Origin of the sequence: Moraxella sp. K127 (assembly GCF_015223095.1) — a bacterium.
Classification (GTDB): domain Bacteria; phylum Pseudomonadota; class Gammaproteobacteria; order Pseudomonadales; family Moraxellaceae; genus Moraxella.
Genome location: NZ_JADFBZ010000027.1, coordinates 1 through 21,283, shown reverse-complemented (window position 1 = coordinate 21,283; position 21,283 = coordinate 1). Strand labels below are relative to the sequence as shown.

The window sequence follows — 21,283 nt, the reverse complement described above, 5'->3', positions numbered from 1 at the left end:
AAACAATATCTTGATTGGCTTACGCCATTTTTTAAATCATCATTTGGCATGGATTTGGGGTTGGTCATTGGCTTATTTTTTGCCAAGCATTAATCTGACCGTTGTCCACACGTCTCATATTAGGGTGTTGCCAAAACATGGCTTCATTGGGAGCGAGCAAAACATAACCCCCAATGTCTAAATTCTGCACAAAATATGCCAAAATGTCTCTTTGGTCAAATTTTCTAAAATAAATCAGCACATTTTGACAGATAATTACTTGTTGCTTGGGCAAGCCCAGCGGTGTTTTTGCAAAAAGGTTATGCCAAAAAAAATGGGTGTGTTGCTGAGTTTTTGTGTCCACTTGCCATATTTTTTGGTGATTAAAAATGCCCATATTGTCCTGCGTGGCACGAAGTTGGGAGCGATAACGGGCAGGGATTTCATTAATTTGCCTGCCCATATATTCGCCCTTTTTTGCCAACGTCAGCGAGCGTACGGACAAATCCGACCCATTGACCCGAAACGGCAAAGGGCTGACAAACTGCCGAGATATCAAGCCAAGTGTCATCGCCAATGAGTATGTCTCTTGACCTGTGGAACATCCTGCACTCCACACCGAAAACATCGACGGGACATCGAACGATGGCGTCACCTTATGTCGCTCGGTGATGTAGGACTTATACAAGTCTCCGACAAATGCCAAAGACGGCTCATGGCGAAAAAACCGACTCTCAGTAATGAGTAGGTTGTCAAGTAACAACTGAGTCAAAGCCGACAATGGTTGCGATGAAATCATGTTGTCATGTTGTATGGTATCGTACAATTCATCAGCACTCATGCCATGATTTTGGGCGGTGATTGTAATGGCATGAATGAGCCAATTGTGTTGCACCGATGGTAACACAAATCCACAGATTTGCTCTATGTACGCTTGCCACAAAGGCAGATTCATCACGTCCCCCTACACCAACAATCAGCTGTCAGCAAAGACGTCATCATCATTTGACAACTTAAAGCCAGATACCGACTCTTGGAGTGCCGCTGCCATCTCATTTAGACGACCCACCGAACGGGCGGTTGCCATCGTACCTGACGATGTCTGAGATGTGATGTCTTGGATGATGTTCATCGTGCTAGAAATATGACCTGCTGATGTGGCTTGCTGACGAGCAGCGTTTGAGATGTTTTGAATCAAGTCTGCCAATGTATTTGATACGGTTTGCACTTCGTCCAGTGCTTCGCCTGCATCTTTGGCAAGTTTTGCACCTTTAACAACTTCTGCGGTGGTAGATTCCATCGATGATACCGCTTCGTTGGTATCCGCCTGAATGGTCTTAACAAGCGTCTCAATCTGACGGGTTGCCGCAGCAGAACGTTCTGCCAGTCGCTGAACTTCGTCAGCAACGACCGCAAAACCACGACCAGCTTCACCTGCCATCGATGCCTGAATGGCAGCGTTCAAGGCTAGGATGTTGGTCTGGTCGGCGATGTCGTTAATCAATCCAACGATATCACCAATCTCTTGTGATGATTCACCCAAACGCTTGATACGCTTGGAAGTTTCTTGAATCTGATTACGAATGGTATTCATGCCTTCAATAGAACGCTGTACCACGTTCGCACCATTTTGGGCGATGGCAACCGAACGCTGGGCAACCGATGCAGACTCTGATGCGTTCGCCGATACTTGGTCAATGGACACCGCCATCTCGTTAATCGCCGCAGACACACTAGCAATCTCTTGGGCTTGGTGTTCGGATGCTTCGGCAAGTTCTACCGCTGTCATCTGGGTTTGCTGTGATGACTGAGCAACTCGGTCGGCGGTGGTGTTAATGGCAAGTACCAGCTGACGCAGTTGGTCAATGGCAAAGTTTACCGAGTCAGCGATTGCCCCTGTAAAATCCTCTGATACAGTGGCGTTTACGGTCAAGTCACCCTCTGCCAAATCTCCCAATTCATCAAGCAGTCGCAAAATCGCCATTTGTGAACGTTCGTTTTCTTCTTGGATTTGTCTGGCTCGTGCTGCTTCCTTTTCCATCTCTTGACGCTGACGCAAGTTTTCTTTTTCACTCACACGCAGCTCTTGACTGCTTTGCTGTCTTAGCAAGCGATACAAGGCAAATGCCAAAACAAGGCTACTAAGCAACAACAAAAGTGCAGGGATGAGAATGCTTTTTTGGGTAATGATACCACGGTCAATCTTAGACAGCTGTTCTTGGGTCTTGGTGGCAAGGTCGGTGAGTGCTTGGGCAGATTCACGAGATTGGATGGTGGGATCACTTAGGTCAGCCAGCTGGCTGATGACAGGCTCTACCATCTGCTGATAGGTGCCATCGATGGTTTGTAAGGACGGGGAGACTTGCCCAAAGACCGCTTGCTGGTTGTTTAAGATGCGTGCAAAATCTGCCACTTCTTCTTTAAACTCATCGGTATTGGTGCCGGTGCTACTGGTCAATGCCGCCATTTTTTCACTGACGCGTTCAAGGCGTAAAATCTGCTCTTGGATTTCTTTGATGGTGGCAGATGACAGTCCCACTTTCATGGCTTGGTCGGTAACACTGGCATACTGCTCTTGCATTTGGCGGGCGGCGTCTTGGACTTGTTTTTGTAGGTCTTGCAAGGCATTGACGTCGTTTTGGTGTGCGACGATATAATCCACACTGCCTTTTTTGGCTTGCCAATCACTGCTGATGGCGTTGATTGCCCCTGCATCGCCCACCATTTTGTTGTTTTGTAGGCGTGACAACGCTGACTCATAGGACTGCACGTCTGCCAGAAGTTTGGCATAAGCGGCTTTACTGACATCAAAATCACGAGAAAACGTGGCGTCATTGATGTTTTTGACGATATTTACCGCATTAACTTCCAGCTGATTGACATCACCAAGATAATCGGTTACTTTTAGGAGCGAATACGCCAAATACGCCAAGCTAAACATGGCAATAAATCCAGAGATGATGAGTAGCGTCCACCACTTTTTCTCTGAATCTGACGTTGGTGCGACCGCTAGGGGTTCTGAGACTTTGCTCACATCATTCATTTTGCTTATCCTTTTAAAACCGAGCCACTTATCGCTGCTGCCCGCTTTTGCTTAACTAATACAACTCATCAATTCCACCACTTGTTGATGAAATGCTTTTGATTGGTTTTACATTTGCTCAAACACACTGGGCGTTTTACCCTATAACACAAATGATATTTTTAGAAATATTTATGACACAATTTGTCATTGGCAAAAAAATTTTGGCACATTGGCAATGTCTTGATTTTATAACCAACGCTTAGGTTGTCAAAATCAAAAGCACACCATCAGCCTAATGCTGCATTTAGATACTCGGTATCATGAAACAGCAAAGATGGCATGACCACATGCCATGCCTTATCATCTTTGACAAATCTGCCGTGATTGTACGGAGCAAAGGGCGACTCTTCGGGCAAAGGCACATCTTGGTATTCACTGCCCGAAAATTGCACCATGCCTGTCACTTGATCCACCAAAATGCCCGAAAAAAAGCCATCTTGGTCAATGACCATCATCTTTTTGTTTTTAAGGCGTTCACGACTGTCAATGTTTAAAAATTTTGCCAAATCCGCCAGTGGCAACAGTCGCCCCCGCACGTTCGCCACACCAAGTAGCCATGGCTTGGTCAGTGGAATGGGGGTCAGCTCAGGCAGCGCCAAAATCTCAGACACTTCACCCATCGGGGCGACAAATTCTTGTCCACCTACTTCAAAGGCAATGCCAATCCACTGCGTATAGTCCGCATCGTGTCGCCCTGTTGCCCGAGCCTTGGCAAGGTCGGCAAGACGCAATAACTCAATAAAACCAGACGACGCCACGGCTTACTCCAATACAGAGTGAATGACTCTGATTAACTCTTCTTCGTTAATGGGCTTGGTTAGGTACTCTTTTGCCCCTTGACGTTTGCCCCACACACGGTCTGTCTCTTGATTTTTGGTACTGACAATAATCACAGGAATGTGGGCGGTTTTGGGTTCACGAGTGATTTTGCGAGTGGCTTGAAAGCCGTTCATCTCAGGCATGACGATGTCCATCAGCACCACATCGGGCATCACTTCAATCGCTTTGGCACAGCCATCTTCGCCATTGTCTGCTTCAAACATCTCAAAGCCGTTTTTGACCAAAATCTCACGAAATCGCAACATTTCTGTTGGTGAATCGTCCACTACTAATACTTTTGCCATGTCTGTCTCCGATAAATAAAAAGTCTCGCTAGGTGTCTTACCCAATTAGCGAAAACGACTGATGGTCGCAAACAGGTCTTCTTTACTAAATGGCTTGGTCAAATACTCGTTAGAACCCACGATACGTCCACGAGCTTTGTCAAACAGACCGTCCTTGGATGACAGCATGATGACAGGCTTTTGGGCGTATTCTGGGTGATTTTTAATCATAGAACAGGTTTGGTAACCGTCTAGGCGTGGCATCATGATGTCCACAAAGATGATGTCAGGATTGGTCTCGACGATTTTTGATAAAGCATCAAAGCCGTCAACAGCGGTAATCACTTCACAGCCTTCTTTTTGCAGTAGGGCTTCGGCGGTACGGCGGATGGTTTTGGAGTCGTCAATAATCATGACTTTAAGACCAGCAAATTCACTCACGGGATTATCCTTTTGTTTGAAAATGGATTGTAAATTTAGAAATTGGTTAAATTTTGACAATATTTTAGTCAGTAAAAACCTACTTTACTTTTTAACACAAATAAGGCAAATTTTCCACTATTTTTTGACAAAACAAAGGATTTATGGGCTAAAAATATGATACGATAGCAGGGTATTTTACTGACTCTTTTTCGCTGATTGTAACATTGTCATGAACTCAACCATCACCCCATCTCTTTTGCTGTATTTTCGGTCACTGTCCGCCCTTGTGGTGCTGTCATTATTGGTGAGTGCCTGCGAGCCTGTGCCTGATGCTAAGCTGACCGATTTGTCTAGCTTTGATGACAAGCACGAGCGAGATGGGCTGGTACATGGCAACACGGCTGTGCGACCACCCACCGATGCCGATAACGCCAAAATCGCCCTCAATGGCGATAACATAACCCTTGCCACCGCTCATGTCATGGCAATCAAATCCGAGCGTTATCAGCCCGCCTTTCGCCTAGAAGGGGTTATCATCCCCCACAAGCAAACAACCATCACCCTACCCCAAGAAGGCAGGCTTGACCGCATGCTCATCAAGGCAGGCGACACAGTCAAGGCAGGCGATATTGTGGGCAGGTTCTATCAAGAGACCATCACTTTTGCTGACAATCCCGATAACAGTTCCGATGACAGTTCCGATGACAGCCCTAATGGCAGTCCAAGCGGTGACGATACCATTATCGATGATACGGGCAAACCTGCTGACAATGCCACCACCGACAAACAAAACACAAACAAGGCAGAAAACACAAAAATATCCGAAAAATCAAAAAACCAATCTAAAAACAAAGAAAAAACCAGCCCCCACGAGCAAGCAGATGACACCGATGATGAAGCACAAACAGTCCCCACTCCCATCATCACCAAAACCCCGTTTGATGTCAAAAGCCCCATGACAGGCAAGATAGAAGCCGTCTTTGTCACAGACAAAAACACCACCCACCCCAAAGACACGCCCGTGCTTGTCGTCTTTGATGAACGCTTTGTCAAATTCATCAGCCCCCTGCCTGCTGAGTTCGCCGACTATCTGGCGGTGGGCGATGGCGTGACCTTTGATACCGAAGATGGGCGAAGTTTTGGCGGTCAGATTAAGGGGATCATCCCGAGTGCCAAAGTACATGGCATGATGGACATCCACGTCACCATCAAACCCGAACAAGCCAAAAAAGCCAAACTGACCCTTGATGAACGAGTGGGTGGTTATGTCAATTATGGGCAGATTGAGATTGGGGTTTTGGTGCCGTCTTTTGCCATTTTTGATGACATGCTAAACCCCATGGATTTATCGGAACTGACCAAACCACCCTACCGCCCTGCCACGCCACGCCCTGCATGGCTGTGGACAGTAGGGCAAGATGAACGCTTGGCTTTATCCAAAATCGTCATCATCGAATACCAACCCGAAAGCGACCAATATCTCATCGCAGGCATTGGCTTAGATGGCTTGATTGTGCTTGCTGACCTACCCAAACAGGCTCATGGTGGACGAGTGCGTTTAAAATAGCCCGTAGGCTAGGGCAGGTACGCCCTATTATTTGTCCCAATCTCACCATCGTCTGTAACAATAGTTACAAAGAATGTGTAAAAGTAGGTAAAATCGGCTAAAATATACCCTGCCATTTTAATTAAATAACAATTTACCCCTTGCCAAAGTGGATAAATATTGGCAAGATATAGCCATGATTTTTCGCCCTTAATTTTTGGGTGTTTTATAAAAGATAATTTAAACACTATTTAACACAAGGCACAACCATGACCAAGCAAATCCTACTCATCGAAGACGACCCAGATTTGGCGGAGCTTATCAGTGACTATCTTTCCATGAACTATTATGAAGTTCATCACGCCCCCACCGCCCAAGAAGGGCTTGACCTGCTAGAAGCCAAAGAGCGTGACATCAACCTTATCGTACTTGACCTGATGCTCCCTGACATGGACGGCATGCAGGTCTGCCAAAAGGTGCGAGCATCCAAGAATGTGATGATTAACAAAGTGCCAATCGTCATGCTCACCGCCAAGGGCGACACCACCGACCGTGTGCTGGGCTTGGAGATGGGGGCGGACGACTATATTTCAAAACCCTTTGAACCCCGTGAACTGCTCGCCCGCATCCGTGCGGTACTACGCCGTCATGAGACCCCCAACCAAGCTGACACAGACTCAGGCAGTCTCACCTTTGGACGACTGACGGTGTTCCCTGACAGTCATGAAGTGACCATTGATGACAACATCGTCCGTCTGACCACGCACCAATTCCAACTGCTTCACTACTTTGCCACTCATGCAGGAAAAGTACTAAACCGTGAACAGCTCTGGCAAGCCATGCCCAATGACGACAGTTCAGAGAATATTGACCGTGCCATTGACGTGCATATCTCACGCCTTAGAGCCTTGATTGAAGATAATCCTCGTCAGCCCAAACGCATCATTACCGTGCGTGGTGTGGGATATCAGTTTGCAACCGATCAAGTATGATTCTCAAAATCCAATGCTTTTGCTTTGTCATTGGATTTTTGTATTTTTTACATATAGATAAGGCGTAATCCTTTTACGCCTTTTGATGTATTTAACATGTCAATGCCCACACCAAGCCCCCCACCAATCCGCCTCCGTCTTGGCTTTCGTTCACTGTTTGCAAGGCTATTTATTAGTGTATTTTTGGCAATCATTGCTTTTGCCATTGCCATGATTTTGCTCGCTCAGCTTGTCCATAACAACTCCGACAGCATGAAATCCAAAGTCATCGCAGGGCAAATCGTGGGGCAAATTGACCCATTTTTGATAGAAGTGGACAATGCCACTTTGGACAACAACCGCTTGCAAGCCCGATTTATCCTTGCTGTGGTCAAAAAAAGTTTTGACATCTTTGATGAGAGCTTAGACGCCAAAATCGGACTGTATGACAAAAAACGCAATCTCATCTTAAAAACCGAAAACAGCGAACTGCCCGAACGTCTGCCCCCCACCCCGTCATGGCTTGCCCAGACCTTGCCCACCCTATCGGGCAACGACCCACATCATGTCATCTTAAAGACCAGCTCGGGCTACTCGGTGTGGTATGAGAGCCGAAAACCCCCCAAAGAACGTCCGTTTTTGGGCATGTTCAACTTCTTTACTGGCACGCTTTTACTCATTCTTATCATGACGGCGGTACTGTGGGGCATCGCCCATAACATGACGTGGCGACTCAACCAGATGAGTCGCAAGATGGCAAAAATGGGGGATGGCGATTTTAGCGTGCGGGTCAATCAGACGGGCAATGATGAGATTGCCATGCTCGCCTATGGCTTTAACCAGTCTGCCGAGAAAATAGAGCGACTTATCAATGCCAACAGCCTGCTCCTTGCTCACGCCAGTCATGAGTTTAGGACGCCAATTACTCGCATTCGCTTGCAGATTGAGATGATGGACATGCTCACCCAAAAGCTCGACCCTGCCGACAAAGCCAAATGTGACAAACGTGCCTGTGCCATCAACCGTGACTTAACAGGGCTTAATGATTTGGTTGAGAGTATTTTATTGGTGAGCCGTCTGGATGCAGGTCATGCCCTACAAGCCAATGAAAGCGTGGATTTGGTAGAGCTTATCAAAAGCGAATGCCAGCACTATACCGAAGCGACACTCTTTGCTGAACCTGTGACGATGATGGCACAGCCCAAACTGCTGACGCATTTGGTGCGTAATCTCATCAATAACGCTCTCATCCACGGCACACCCCCCGTGGAAATCTACGTCTATGGCTCGCCCAGTCTGGCAGAAGCAGGCTTTATCCCCAAGGCACTCATCGACCTTAGCAAAGATAACGAGCACACGAACACGCCTGCCACTCATGACATGATAACCCACGATATCGCAGATGACGAACTGGCAAGCCATCTTAATGTCAATGACGAAGGGCAGGACGACCAAGATACAACCAAAACCACCAAAGCCAATGAACACAAAAACAGCAAAGAATCAGAACCAACCGCCCAAGGCACGCCGTTAGAGAAACACACCCGTGCCTTCTTTAAACTACTCTCTCGCAACAAAGACAAGGATAACGGCAAAAAAAGCATCTATGCCGTGCTGGCGGTCATCGACCAAGGAGCTGGCATTCCTGTGGACAAGCGTGAAGATATTTTTAGCCCCTTTGTGCGACTAAAACAAGAAAAAAAAGGTTCAGGGCTTGGACTGTCATTGGTCGCCCAAATCGCCGAAGCCCATGGCGGACATATCAGCACCGACACATGGCAGGGCAAAACCCGCTTTTTGGTGGTGTTGCCGATGAATCAGGATGGTTAATGCCAATCAGCCAACGCCCCACCCTTACAATAACCCCATGAAAAAATCCAACCAAACACCCCATTTATATCGCCTAATATTCGCCCAAAACATGAGACAACTTCGGCGTATCAAAGAGCTCTCCCAAGAAGAGTTGGCGTTTCGTGCCAACATCAGTAAAACCTATGTCTGTGAGATTGAAAATGGCGGACGGGCGGTGTCCATCGACCTGATGGGGCAGATTGCCGATGCTTTAGAAACTCCGCTGGATAAATTGCTGATAGAGCAAGACCTAACCAAGATATTTTAAGCAAACACTTTTAAAAAATGATTTGGTATAAAAAATCGCCCAACATGACTGTGGACGACTTGTTATTAATAAGACGACATTAACTCTCACGTCGATAAGGGCGTTCACGCACCCATTTGGTGGCGATAAATTTCACACCTGTAATGACGGGCACGCCTGCATGCAAGGTCAGTTTGTCCACATCCCCCTGCTCGTCCACATCAGCAAAAAACACCGCACCACCCTTTTTGGGTTTGACTTCCATACCCACACTGGGAAATGACGTTCCGCCCCCTGCCTGCACATCCGACAGATACATCACGCACGTGCCAACACGTTGTCCGCCTACTTCTAAGTGCCTACGACCGCCCACGCTGTCGCCAAAATAATCAAAATGCGGACGATATTCCCCACCTTTTTGATAACGCAGTACCTGTAAGCCTTCGCCATTTTCCACCGGCCAGTTTAGTAGAGTCGCCAAGCGTCTCTCCACGCGGTCAATGACATCAAACTCACCCAAGGTGAACTGGGCATTGTCACTACTGCGATGGGCGTGCAGGCGTGAATTGCCCGTTTTGTCATCAACGACCTTACCACGCTCCAACCTACCGTCTGCCAATGCAATCAGCTCATCGCACTCCGCCTGCGTGAGCAGGTTGTCAAACACCACCACTCGGGGCGATTTTAGAGTGCAAATCACCTGCACGGTATGCCCATCAATATCAATAAAATTCTCATCATCGCTGGTGATATTTGGACGCACGGTAGGCAGATATTTGCTTGGCAACTTTTTATTATCCGCCAAAATCTTTGCGATACTGGCAGGACTGCACCCCCGCTCGATATTGGTCTCTATCCACTGCCTCCAACTGTCATCAAGTGTCAAACTCAATGCCAGTAAGTCTTCATGAGTTAATGATGAAAAGGTAGATGATGTCATATGAATACTCCTATTAGTGCAACTTGTTATCAAAAAAACCGCTCACCCTAGGGCAAGCGGTTTTTGTCATGACATCACAGGGTGCGTGCCACTTCGTGAATCTCAAAGACTTCAATCTTATCACCAGCGGCGACTTCATAGCCTTTGACCGCCAGACCACACTCCATGCCTGCCTTGACCTCGTTCACATCGTCTTTGTAGCGACGCAAGGATTGGAGTTGCCCTGTAAAGATGACTTTATCATCACGCAGAACACGGATGGGCTTGTTGCGATAAATCGTACCCTCTTGTACCATACAGCCTGCCGCCGCCCCGAATTTGCTAGAACGGAATACTTCACGCACCTCGGCAATACCCAAGATTTTCTCACGGTGCTCAGGGGCAAGCATGCCACTCATCGCTGCTTTGACATCATCAATCAAGCCATAAATCACGCTATAATAACGAATGTCAAGCCCTGCCTCATCTGCTTTACGCTTGCCGGCATTGTCAGTACGCACGTTAAAGCCAAGCAGAACCGCCTCACTAGACTCCGCCAAGATGACATCAGACTCAGTGATGGCACCCACACCCGAGCTAATTACACGCACTTTGACTTCATCGGTTGATAGCTCATCTAACGCACTAAGCAGGGCTTCTAGCGAACCACGCACGTCTGTTTTTAGGATAAGATTTAGGGTTTTTGCCTCACTGCCCATGTTGGCAAACATGTTTTCTAGACGCATTTTGTTTTGGCGTTCAAGCAAACGTTCACGCTCACGAGCGATACGAAAATCCGCCACTTCACGGGCTTTTTTCTCATCAGAGACTACCAAGAACTCAGAACCTGCCATCGGAGCATCAGGCAAGCCCAAAATCTCCACAGGAATAGAAGGCCCTGCCGACTTGATACGCTCACCATTCTCATCGGTCATGGCACGCACTTTGCCATAGAACTCGCCTGCCAGCACTAGGTCGCCTTGTTTTAGCGTGCCTTTTTTGACCAGTAGGCTTGCCACCGCACCACGTCCTTTGTCTAGGCGAGATTCGATGACCACGCCTTGGGCAGCACCATCCACAGGAGCGGTCAGCTCCATGATTTCGGCTTGGATACTGATGGTCTCTAACAGCTCATCGATACCCATGCCTGTTTTGGCGGAGACCTTGACCAGTGACGTATCCCCACCCCAAGCATCCGTGATGATTTCTTTGACTGACAGCTCATTTAACACACGCTCTGGGTCAGTGGTGTCTTTATCCATCTTGTTCATGGCGATGATGATTGGTGTGCCAGCCGCTCGTGCATGGTCGATGGCTTCTTCGGTCTGTGGCATAACTCCATCATCTGCCGCCACCACGATGACCACGATGTCGGTCGCCTGAGCCCCGCGTGAACGCATGGCGGTAAAGGCGGCGTGACCGGGGGTGTCAAGGAAGGTAATCACACCACGGTCAGTCTCAACATGATACGCCCCGATGTGCTGGGTAATACCACCAGCTTCACCGCTTGCCACTTTGGTTTCACGGATTTTGTCCAGTAGTGATGTCTTACCATGGTCAACGTGACCCATGATGGTAACGACAGGCGGGCGTGTTTGGACGTTGCCTTGTTTTTCGGTAGCGGCCTCTTGTAGGTCATCTTCTAGCTGGGTATCAGATACAGCGATGAAGTTGTGTCCAAACTCTTCGATGACTAGGGCGGCGGTGGTTTGGTCGATGACATCGCCCTCACGTACCATCTCGCCCATTTTCATGAGTGATTTGATGACTTCACGCACTTTGACCGCCATTTTTTGGGCAAGGTCAGACACGATAATCTCTTCGCCCACTTCAACATTATGGATGATTTTTTCCACAGGCATTTCAAACTTATGTTTGTTCGCTTGTGATGATTTTAGCCCGCGTGACTTGGGTCTGATTTCAAGCTCTTCTTTGCCTTTTTTCTTACCGCCTTTGGCACGGCTTGATGTACTGCTGGTACCACGCTTAATCTCACGACGCTCTTTTTCAAAAGACTCTTCTAATGCCGCTCCGACCAAGCCTGCTGCTAGTGGCTCATCTTTACGCACGACCGCACTTGGCACCTCGTCTTTTTCGCTATAACGATTTGCCATTTGTTTCATCTGCTCCAAAGTGCGATTTTGGGCATCAATGGCGGCACGGCGACGATTCTCCGCTTCTATCTCACGCAGTTTTTGCTCTTCGGCTTCACGAGCCAAGCGAGCTTGACGTTCTTCTTCGGTCTCGCTCTTGGCAGGTTTGGCGGGTTGTTTTTTGGCTTTGTCTGCTTTGGTCTCTTTTTTGTCAGATTTTACGTCACTCTTGGCGACTGTGCCTTTTTTGACCACAGATGAGCTGACCACGCTGTCGTCTTTATCGGTTTCATCTTTTTTAACTTTTTTGACAACAACAGACGCACTGGGCTTACTCTCGCCACCATTTGCACTGCCCGAGTTGGCACGCATGGCAGCCAATGTCGCCTCTTGACGTTTGGCAGCTTCTTGTTTGGCACGCTCTTCGTTTTGCTTGGCTTCTAGGGCGGCGATGGCTTTGGCTTTTTCGGCTTCACGCTCTGCTTGGGCTTTGGCTTGCTCGGCAGCTAAGTCAGGTTTTTGGATGTCAAACTGCTTTTTCTTGGCACGTACGACATTGATGTTTTGGGCTTTGCCGGTGGTGGTGGTGATTTTTTTGGTGGTGGTGGTTTTTTGAGTCATGCCAATGCGGGTCTTTTGGGCTTGACCATGACTTTGTTTTAAAAACGCCACTAACGTCGCCTGCTCATCGGTTGAGACAGAATCATCTTCGCCACGAGTGGGCAGACCTGCGTCTTTTAGTTGTTTTAAAAGCACGTCAGTGGTAATGTTGGAGTCTTTTGCTAATTCTTTTACGGTTTTTGTCGCCATTGGTTTACCTAAATTTGTTTGGTTATTTGATGAATGATTTTATCATAAAATGATGAATTTGGTGAAAATGGATGGGCAGGATAAGTCTTGTTCATCCCCACTTTACCCTCCATTTTTACAAGTTGCCAAATTCTCACCAACCAAATTTGGCAACGTCCTTACGTACTCATGACAGCACGCCCCATGACGCACGCATGGTCATTCAAACCATGACTGACGTGCTGCCATAATCAGCTTGCCTGCCAGCTCACTGCCCATGCCTTCGATGTCTTCGATGTCAAACACCGCTTGTTCGGCTAGGTCGTCAAGGGTAATGATGTCACGCTCTGCCAGTTTATAAGCGATGGCAGGGGTCATCTCTTCTAGGGCAAGTAGCTCGCCACTAGGCTCTTTAATGTTTTGCTGTTTGATAAGCTCATCATTGATGATGACTTCTTTGGCACGCTCTTGGATGGCACCGATGGTCTCATCATCCAAGCCATCAATGTCATAGAAAGTCTCAGCAGGCACATAAGCCACTTCTTCGATGGTGGTAAAACCAATCTCCGCCAACGCTTCTGCCAAATCTCTGTCCACTTCCAAACGCTCATAGAACAGCGTGATAATCGCCTCAGACTCGCTTTTTTGACGTTCTAGGTATTCAGATTCTAGCATCATGTTGAGCTTATAGCCGGTCAAATCAGATGCCAAACGCACGTTTTGACCTTGTGAGCCGATGGCACGAGCCAACTGGTCGTTCGCCCCAAAGATGATGTCAGCAGTTTGGTTATCTTCATCTAACACGATACTAGACACGTCCGCAGGCTCTAATGAGCTGATGATGTACTGGGCAGGGTCATCACTCCACACCACGACATCGATACGCTCGCCATCTAGCTCTTGTTGCACCGCTTGAATACGAGTGCCACGCATGCCGATACACGCCCCCACAGGGTCGATACGACTGTCGCCTGTTTTTACTGAGATTTTGGCGCGCAAACCGGGCAGGCGAGCCACATCACGAATCTCAATAATCCCTTCGCTAATCTCAGGGACTTCTTTGGTCATCAAGGCAACCAGCATCTCATTGCTCGTGCGAGACAGCACCAGCTGACTGCCATGCCCATCACGATTGACCTTGGCAAGTAGTGCCGTCACACGGCTCTTAGGGCGTAGCATTTCACGGTGCAAGGTTTGGTCTTTGGCAAGATAACCCTCCGCCCCGTCGCCCAAGTCAATGATATAGCCATCACGGCTTGCTTTTTTGACTTCGCCCGTGATAAGCTCGCCCACACGAACCTCAAAAGCATCGGCAATCAAGGCACGCTCAGCTTCACGGATTTTTTGAATGATGACCTGCTTGGCTTGGGTAGCGGCAATACGCCCAAACTCAATGGACTCAATCTGCTCTTCGATGATGTCGCCAATTTGGTATTCGTTTTCGTCCAAATCGCTAATCGCCTTTTGGCAAGCAGGCATCTCATGGTCTTCGTCCGCCACCACCGTCCAGTAGCGATAAGTGTCATAATCGCCTGTCTTACGGTCAATGGCGACACGGATTGCCACTTCTGGCTGTTCGGTATAGACTTTTTTCTTGGTTGAGAAAACAAGCGCCTGCTCAATCGCCCCAAAAATATCATCAGGATCAAGTCCCTTTTCGTTACTGACGGTCTCAACAACGGTCAAAATCTCACGGCTCATCTTATTCTACCTTTTTGGTTAAATTTTAGTCTTGATAAATCAAATTGGCTTTGTCGACATTATCAAAAGCGATGTCAAATTCTAGTTTATCTTCGGTCATCACATGCATGCCCGTATCACTCACACTCATCAAATGACCCACGACTTTACGGCGTTTGACATCACCTTGCCCGATGGCGTGAATCAGACGCAAACTGACGGTCTCCCCCACAAACATCGCCACCTGCTCAGGGGTGAACAGCGGACGGTCAAACCCAGGGCTTGATACTTCTAGCACATACTCGCCTGCGATGGGGTCGTGCACTTCTAGTACGCCTGAGACTTGGTGATTGACCGCTGAGCAGTCTTCGATGGTGATGTGCTCGCCACGCTCACGGGCATCGGCATTGACTTCAATATAGATACGAAGCAGTGATTTACGCCCTTGGGGCATAAACTCAATCCCCCAAAGCTCCACACCACAAGCGGACACCGCAGGGGCGATCATTTGGGTAAGTTCAGCAATCTTGCTAGATGGTTTCATTTTGGCTTGGTTAATCCTATGTTAAAGCACAAATTAAAAATCAAAAGAGTTAGCAGTTTGGCAAATTGCAAATACAAAAAAACCCACAAAACACGTTGGTGGGCTAAAATCATTGCTCGCCGACATCTTAACCATGTTTACTTTATCAATTTTAAAAAATAATGATAAATTTTATGGGAAAGATACCTTATTTTACAATTTTAAAATAATTTTAAATAAGGATTTAAAAAGTGGTAGCGGGGGCTGGATTTGAACCAACGACCTTCGGGTTATGAGCCCGACGAGCTACCAGACTGCTCCACCCCGCATCAATTTAGAACGCCATTATAGCACGGTTTTTGGCATTGTCAAGAGAAAATTTGATTTTCTTTGCGATTTTTCTCATTTTTTATGGTAAATACAAAGGGCAGGCATGTCTTGATTTTTTATAAAATAAATCATCGCCCTTTTGTACCACTTTCTTGCATCCTTTATTGGAGTGCTGGGGTATTGGGATATTGGGGTCTGCTAATCCATCTTTGACAAGTCCATCTTAGGGTCAAGCTGATAGACCAAAAAAGTTCCAAACGACACAAGTGCTGTGATGATAATACCCAGCTTTAACACAGGGTTGACATCAAACAAACTTAACAGCAATCCGCCAAAAATCCCCACACTAAACTGCAATGCCCCTTGCATGGCAGATGCCATACCTGCCCGCTTTTTTTGATATGCCAGAGCGATGGCGGTAGCATTAGGCTGAGTAAAGCCAAGTCCTGAAATACAACAAAATATCGCCACAAATACAAGTGGAAAATAGCCAAGCCCCATCAATGCCAACACCAACAGACAACTGGCAGAGACAAGCTGCATTAAAGCCCCAAAACGTAGCAACTGCACAAGACGAAAACGACTGGTCAAAAACTGATTGACCTGTGTTAGGGCAATAAACCCAAAGGCATTAGCTCCAAAAGCGATGGCAAACTGCTGCTCAGATAAGCCAAAATTCACCATAAATAACTCGCTTGAAATGGACAGATAAATAAAGAATGCCCCTTGTAGTACGCCCCCTGCAACAGCAGGAACGATAAATGTCTTGTCTTTGACCAAATCCAGATAAGACACAAAGGTTTGGCTGATGGGTTTGGTATTGCGATTTTTGGGGGCAAGCGTTTCTTTTAAAAACAGTTTGGTCAAAACAATATTAAATAATCCATAACCTGCCAAAAACCAAAACAGAGCATGCCAATCAGCAAAGTTTAAAATCAGTGCCCCCAAACTCGGTGCTAATATCGGAGCCAGCCCCATGACAAGCACCATAAGACTAAATGCCTTTGCCCCTTGTATGGGATTTAGAGTATCTCGGATGGCAGCACGGGTTACCACAGCTGTTACACATGCCCCCAACGCCTGCAACGTACGGGCAACAAATAGCACCATCTCACTTGTGGCAGTTGCACAAATAACAGATGCAATCACAAATATCGTCATACCCACGTACATGGGCAATACTCGCCCGACACGATCGGAGAACGGCCCGTAAAATAACTGCCCCAATACCAATCCGATAAAATAAAATGGCACCGACTTGGACACCTGAGAGACACTCACACCAAAATCATCTGCCATGCTAACAAAAGCAGGTAAATACATATCAATGGCAAGCGGACCAATGGCAATCATCACCCCCATCATCATCACCCACAGAGTGGGAAAGGGTTTGTCAGATATCGTCTGGTCTTGGGAGCTATGATGTGGCATATTAATATTGCTTATCTTAATGCTGACTGATGGGTATGGTTATTGGTTATTATTATGTCAATCAGCCAAATTTTTTAAAACAAAAACAAATGAGAAAATCCGACTATTTTACCATGATTTGCCCCATTTGATGGTAAAAAATTGCAATACCGACATTGACTGTTTAATCTTGAAAAAATCTCATCTTATATTGAAAATATTGAAATTGATTAATCATGGACATTTTGTTATATTTTTATTAGGGCAATACGCTCGGTATGACATTTAGTATGACCATTAAATAATCACCCACCAGATGACCACACCATGACGACGCACCAAACCGACCTAGCCCACGCCATTAACCACACGCCCATGAGTGCCTACCAATGGCTCATCGTTGCCTTAGCTGTGATTCTAAATATGCTAGACGGCTTTGACGTGCTGGCGATTGCCTTTACCGCCAAAAGCATTCAGACCGAGCTTGGACTGACAGGGGCAGAGATTGGCACGCTCATGAGTGCAGGCTTTATCGGCATGGCGATTGGCTCTATGGGACTTGCCCCTTTGGCAGATAAATTTGGCAGACGTCCGCTACTTATCATCGCAACCGCCCTATCGGCAGTGGGTATGCTGATGACTTATTTTTCGCACACGACCGAATCCATTGCCTTTTGGCGTGTGATAACAGGGCTTGGCGTGGGCGGTATTTTGCCATGCACCAACGTCATCGTGAGCGAGTACGCCAACCAAAAATGGCGTGGGCTTGCCATTGCCATTTATGCGTGTGGCTTTGGGGTGGGGGCGATGCTTGGCGGATTGTCGGCGGTCATGCTCCAAGATGAGTTCGGCTTTCGCTCGGTATTTATGACAGGGGCGGTGTTGACAGGGCTGGCACTCGTGGCACTCATCGCCCTATTGCCCGAATCGGTGGATTTTTTAAATCAAAAACAACCTGCCAACGCCCTTGCCAAACTCACCAACATCGCCCACAAAATCGGCAAACAAGGCAACTGGCAACTGCCCGCCCAAACCCAATCTGCCAAGCCCAAAGCTCCCATCAGCCAGCTTTTTGCCAAAGGTCAATTAAAAACCACACTGCTCATTTGGGTAGCGTTCATTGCCGTAATGTCGTCTTTTTATTTTATCAGTTCGTGGACACCTGCCCTGCTAGAATCATCAGGGCTTGCCAAAGAACAAAGCCAAAAGGTCGGTATGGCAATCAGCATTGGCGGTACGGTAGGCTCGCTCATCTTTGGTTTTTTGGTGAGTAAATTTACCCCAAAATCCACACTCATGGCGTTTGTTGTGCTGTCGTCCCTTGCCATTATCGGCTTTGTGTCTAGTCCCACTTTGACGCTCGCCCTTGTCTTTGCCATTTTGGTCGGTAGCCTTGTCAATGGTTGTATCACGGGGCTATACACCATTAACCCCACGCTGTATGCCCCAGAATTTAGAAGCACAGGGGTTGGCACGGCAATCGGCGTGGGGCGTATTGGTTCTATCGTCTCGCCCATGCTGGCAGGGAAACTGTTGGATGTGGGTATTGGCAAAGATGATTTGTATCTTGGGGCGAGTGGTTTTATTTTATTGGCACTGGTGGCGTTATATTTTTTAAAGCCAAATGAGCGTTGATTTTTATCTTATTAAATACGAATATATGATATAACCCACTATTGATTTTACGGAGATACGTAAGTTTATGAATAATGAAGAAAATGAGTATTTCAATTTTATTGTTATAGGTTCTGATGAGAATTTTGTGATTGAAAATAATGAAATATCATTATGGATATCAAGATTCTTGGAGTATACTACCGATGAAATCAAAGAGTTATTTAATGGAAACTATAAAGAAATTATAAATTTGCCTTGCATATATACTTATGAAGGCAATGGCTCAAAAGTATATCTTGCTAAAATTGACAAATTTAATATAAAAGGTAGAAACGTAATATTATCTTTTAAGGACATGCAGGAGCAAGATATAAATTCTTATGATTTATTTGATAATAATAGAAAAATTATACAGGAATGGGAATTATATAGACAGCATTGGGCAATTAAAAAAGGTGATTTATCCACGATATTAGATTCAAATTATAACTCTAGTAATACTGGGAGCACAATAGAAGCAAAACCCATTGAATTTGGCACACCTATTGATAATTCTTCAACCAATGACAAACAAGAAACTTATATTGTTAATGTTCAAGACTTGATAAGCCAACTTAAAAAGAATGAAAGTGATAAAACAGTTTTTTATCGTGGTCATAGTCAGAAAAAATACAAACTTGAACCGTCATTATTTCGCAGTGATGAACAAGGTTTTTATTATTATAGAGAAAATGAACATGTTATCTATCGTGAATTACTTTCTTTAAATTATGCTGAGTTTTCTGATGACGATTCTACATTTGATAGACTTGTTCACATGCAACATTTCTCACTACCAACAAGATTATTAGATATTACAAGCAATCCTTTGATAGCTTTATATTTTGCTTGCAAGTCTCACGAAAATGAAGACGGGGATTTAATCTCAATAACAATCAAAGATGAAGATTTAAAATACTTTGATTCTGATACTGTTGCCTGTCTTGCCAACTTGTGCAAGTTAAGCTTTTCTGAAAAAGAAAAATTGAATGTAGATGATAAAACAAATACAATTTCAAATAAGTATCTTCATTATATTAAAGATGATAAACCCTATTTTGAAAATAGGTTATGTGATAAAGATATTCGCAAAGTTGTTTGTGTAAAAGGAAAGTCCACTAACCCAAGAATTTACGCACAATCTGGGGCGTTCTTACTTTTTGGGCTTGACGCTATTTTAGATGATGATAATGACTTTAATTTTAATTTTAATTTTAATATTACTCATTACATTATAAAATCAGAAAACAAGCAAAAAATACTTGAACAACTTGATTTATTAAATATTAACGAAAGTACTGTTTTTCCTTATTTGGAAAACTCAGCAAAATACATTTCTCATAAATTTAAGAAAATTTCCTTTTAATAATATTTTAAAATAGCCAATAAAAACCAATGTCTTTCATAAGATTTTTTTAACCAAGCAAAAGAGAGTAAGCCATGAGCCAACTTTTTCCAAACGCCAAACCTCGCAATGTCGCCCCTTATCGCAATGATGTGGTCGGCTCGTTTTTACGCACCGATGAGCTGATGACCGCCAAAACCAAGCTAAATGCAGGCGAAATCGGGCAAGATGATTATGATGCCATTTTAAAAGATGAAATTGGCAAACTGGTTACCAAACAAAAAGAAAATGGCTTGCACGCTGTTAGCGATGGTGAGTTTAGCCGTGTGTGGTGGCATTTGGATTTTATGGCTGGATTGGACGGCGTGCAGTGGGTAGAAACCGAGAATTTTTCGGTGCAGTTTAAAGATGCCAAGCCAAAAAGCCATAGCGTCAAAATCGTGGATAAGATTGATTTTTCAGACGACCACCCTTTTATCAAAGCCTACCAAATCTTAAAAGACTGTGCTGGCGATGCCCCAACCAAATTCACCATACCCTCTCCATCCATGCTACATCTTGTGGCGTGCGTGCGTGATGTGAACTACGAGCCGATTGAGCTGTACCAAGACGAGAGCCGTCTGTACAACGACATTGCGGACGCTTATATCAAGGCCATGTATAAGTTTTATGACATGGGGCTGCGTAACTTACAACTGGACGATACCAGCTGGGGGCAATTTTGTGCGTTGGATAAAAAGGCAGAATTTGCCAAGCGTGGTATTGATTTTGACAAATTGGCGGTGGATTATGTTGCCATGCTAAACCGCATTGTGGATGCCAAACCTGCCGACATGCAAATCACCATGCACATCTGCCGTGGTAATTTCCGCTCAACGTGGTTCTCAGAAGGCGGTTATGCTCCGATTGCCGAAGTGCTGTTTGGCACCTGCCGAGTGGACGGCTTTTTCTTGGAATATGACAGTGAGCGAGCAGGCGACTTTGCCCCACTTGTCCACATCAAAGACCAGCAAGTCGTGCTAGGTCTAGTAACTTCAAAAACAGGCGACCTTGAAAACAAAGACGACATCATCGCCCGTATCAAAGAAGCCACGCAATACGTGGACATCAACCAGCTTTGCCTATCGCCACAATGCGGATTTGCGTCCACAGAAGAAGGCAACATCCTAACCGAAGAAGCTCAGTGGGCAAAGGTGAAGATGATTAGAGATATCGCTGATGAAGTTTGGGGTGAATAATTTCCCTAAAAACAATTGTTTTAAATAACAAGCAAAAAGCGAAACTGGCAAATTTGGCGGTTTCGCTTTTTTATTTAGACTTCCTGCAAAACCAG

At 45.9% G+C, this 21,283-nt stretch carries 16 protein-coding genes, 1 tRNA gene and 1 pseudogene; 7 read left to right on the top strand and 11 right to left on the bottom strand.

The genetic code is table 11. The features are described from left to right. Window positions 1–64: 64 nt before the first annotated feature. The 5 genes and pseudogenes from IM753_RS07290 to IM753_RS07270 form a co-directional block, all read right to left on the bottom strand. Complete coding sequence (locus IM753_RS07290; protein WP_194109010.1) at window positions 65–934, bottom strand: CheR family methyltransferase; 870 nt, start codon at window positions 932–934, stop codon at window positions 65–67. 21 nt (window positions 935–955) lie between these two features. After that, window positions 956–1,990, bottom strand: a pseudogene (locus tag IM753_RS13460) (methyl-accepting chemotaxis protein); the annotation flags it as partial. A 1,301-nt stretch (window positions 1,991–3,291) separates the two neighbouring features. Beyond that, complete coding sequence (locus tag IM753_RS07280; protein ID WP_194109009.1) at window positions 3,292–3,822, bottom strand: chemotaxis protein CheW; 531 nt, start codon at window positions 3,820–3,822, stop codon at window positions 3,292–3,294. A gap of 3 nt (window positions 3,823–3,825) precedes the next feature. Next, complete coding sequence (locus IM753_RS07275) at window positions 3,826–4,188, bottom strand: PleD family two-component system response regulator (protein ID WP_062498751.1); 363 nt, start codon at window positions 4,186–4,188, stop codon at window positions 3,826–3,828. 45 nt (window positions 4,189–4,233) lie between these two features. Continuing rightward, the gene (locus IM753_RS07270) at window positions 4,234–4,581 is read right to left on the bottom strand and encodes a PleD family two-component system response regulator (protein WP_036388546.1); all 348 of its coding nucleotides are present in this window, start codon (window positions 4,579–4,581) and stop codon (window positions 4,234–4,236) included. 238 nt (window positions 4,582–4,819) lie between these two features. Between IM753_RS07270 and IM753_RS07265 the strand changes: the two genes are divergently transcribed. The 4 genes from IM753_RS07265 (at window position 4,820) to IM753_RS07250 (ending at window position 9,226) form a co-directional block, all read left to right on the top strand. Next, window positions 4,820–6,157, top strand: coding sequence for an efflux RND transporter periplasmic adaptor subunit (locus IM753_RS07265; protein ID WP_065255241.1), 1,338 nt, complete (start codon window positions 4,820–4,822; stop codon window positions 6,155–6,157). Window positions 6,158–6,405: 248 nt separating this feature from the next. Next, complete coding sequence (locus tag IM753_RS07260; protein ID WP_065255240.1) at window positions 6,406–7,128, top strand: response regulator transcription factor; 723 nt, start codon at window positions 6,406–6,408, stop codon at window positions 7,126–7,128. Between the two features lie 96 nt (window positions 7,129–7,224). After that, window positions 7,225–8,937 (top strand): HAMP domain-containing sensor histidine kinase, encoded by a 1,713-nt coding sequence (locus IM753_RS07255; protein WP_227713098.1) that lies wholly within the window; start codon window positions 7,225–7,227, stop codon window positions 8,935–8,937. Window positions 8,938–8,974: 37 nt separating this feature from the next. After that, complete coding sequence (locus tag IM753_RS07250) at window positions 8,975–9,226, top strand: helix-turn-helix domain-containing protein (protein WP_065255290.1); 252 nt, start codon at window positions 8,975–8,977, stop codon at window positions 9,224–9,226. A 79-nt stretch (window positions 9,227–9,305) separates the two neighbouring features. Here IM753_RS07250 and IM753_RS07245 read toward each other — a convergent pair whose 3' ends face one another. The 6 genes from IM753_RS07245 to IM753_RS07220 form a co-directional block, all read right to left on the bottom strand. Then, complete coding sequence (locus IM753_RS07245; RefSeq protein WP_083108235.1) at window positions 9,306–10,145, bottom strand: 2OG-Fe(II) oxygenase; 840 nt, start codon at window positions 10,143–10,145, stop codon at window positions 9,306–9,308. 74 nt (window positions 10,146–10,219) lie between these two features. Further along, entirely contained in the window at window positions 10,220–13,027 is a 2,808-nt protein-coding gene (gene infB, locus IM753_RS07240; RefSeq protein ID WP_194109008.1) for a translation initiation factor IF-2, read from the bottom strand. A 198-nt stretch (window positions 13,028–13,225) separates the two neighbouring features. Then, window positions 13,226–14,707, bottom strand: a complete 1,482-nt coding sequence (gene nusA / locus IM753_RS07235) for a transcription termination factor NusA (protein ID WP_194109007.1) — start codon at window positions 14,705–14,707, stop codon at window positions 13,226–13,228. 25 nt (window positions 14,708–14,732) lie between these two features. Next, window positions 14,733–15,230 carry a ribosome maturation factor RimP gene (rimP, locus tag IM753_RS07230; RefSeq protein WP_066885512.1) on the bottom strand — a complete coding sequence of 166 codons (498 nt, stop codon included), beginning with the start codon at window positions 15,228–15,230 and terminating at the stop codon, window positions 14,733–14,735. 231 nt (window positions 15,231–15,461) lie between these two features. Then, window positions 15,462–15,538, bottom strand: a tRNA-Met gene (locus IM753_RS07225). 199 nt (window positions 15,539–15,737) lie between these two features. Beyond that, window positions 15,738–16,970, bottom strand: coding sequence for a multidrug effflux MFS transporter (locus IM753_RS07220; RefSeq protein WP_194109006.1), 1,233 nt, complete (start codon window positions 16,968–16,970; stop codon window positions 15,738–15,740). Between the two features lie 306 nt (window positions 16,971–17,276). On the opposite strand from IM753_RS07220, the gene IM753_RS07215 reads away from it, so the two are divergent. From IM753_RS07215 to IM753_RS07205, 3 genes are all read left to right on the top strand, one after another. Next, window positions 17,277–18,584 carry an MFS transporter gene (locus IM753_RS07215; protein ID WP_194109005.1) on the top strand — a complete coding sequence of 436 codons (1,308 nt, stop codon included), beginning with the start codon at window positions 17,277–17,279 and terminating at the stop codon, window positions 18,582–18,584. A 67-nt stretch (window positions 18,585–18,651) separates the two neighbouring features. Next, window positions 18,652–19,971, top strand: a complete 1,320-nt coding sequence (locus IM753_RS07210) for an FRG domain-containing protein (RefSeq protein ID WP_194109004.1) — start codon at window positions 18,652–18,654, stop codon at window positions 19,969–19,971. Window positions 19,972–20,045: 74 nt separating this feature from the next. Continuing rightward, window positions 20,046–21,188, top strand: a complete 1,143-nt coding sequence (locus tag IM753_RS07205; protein ID WP_194109003.1) for a 5-methyltetrahydropteroyltriglutamate--homocysteine S-methyltransferase — start codon at window positions 20,046–20,048, stop codon at window positions 21,186–21,188. Window positions 21,189–21,283: the final 95 nt, after the last annotated feature.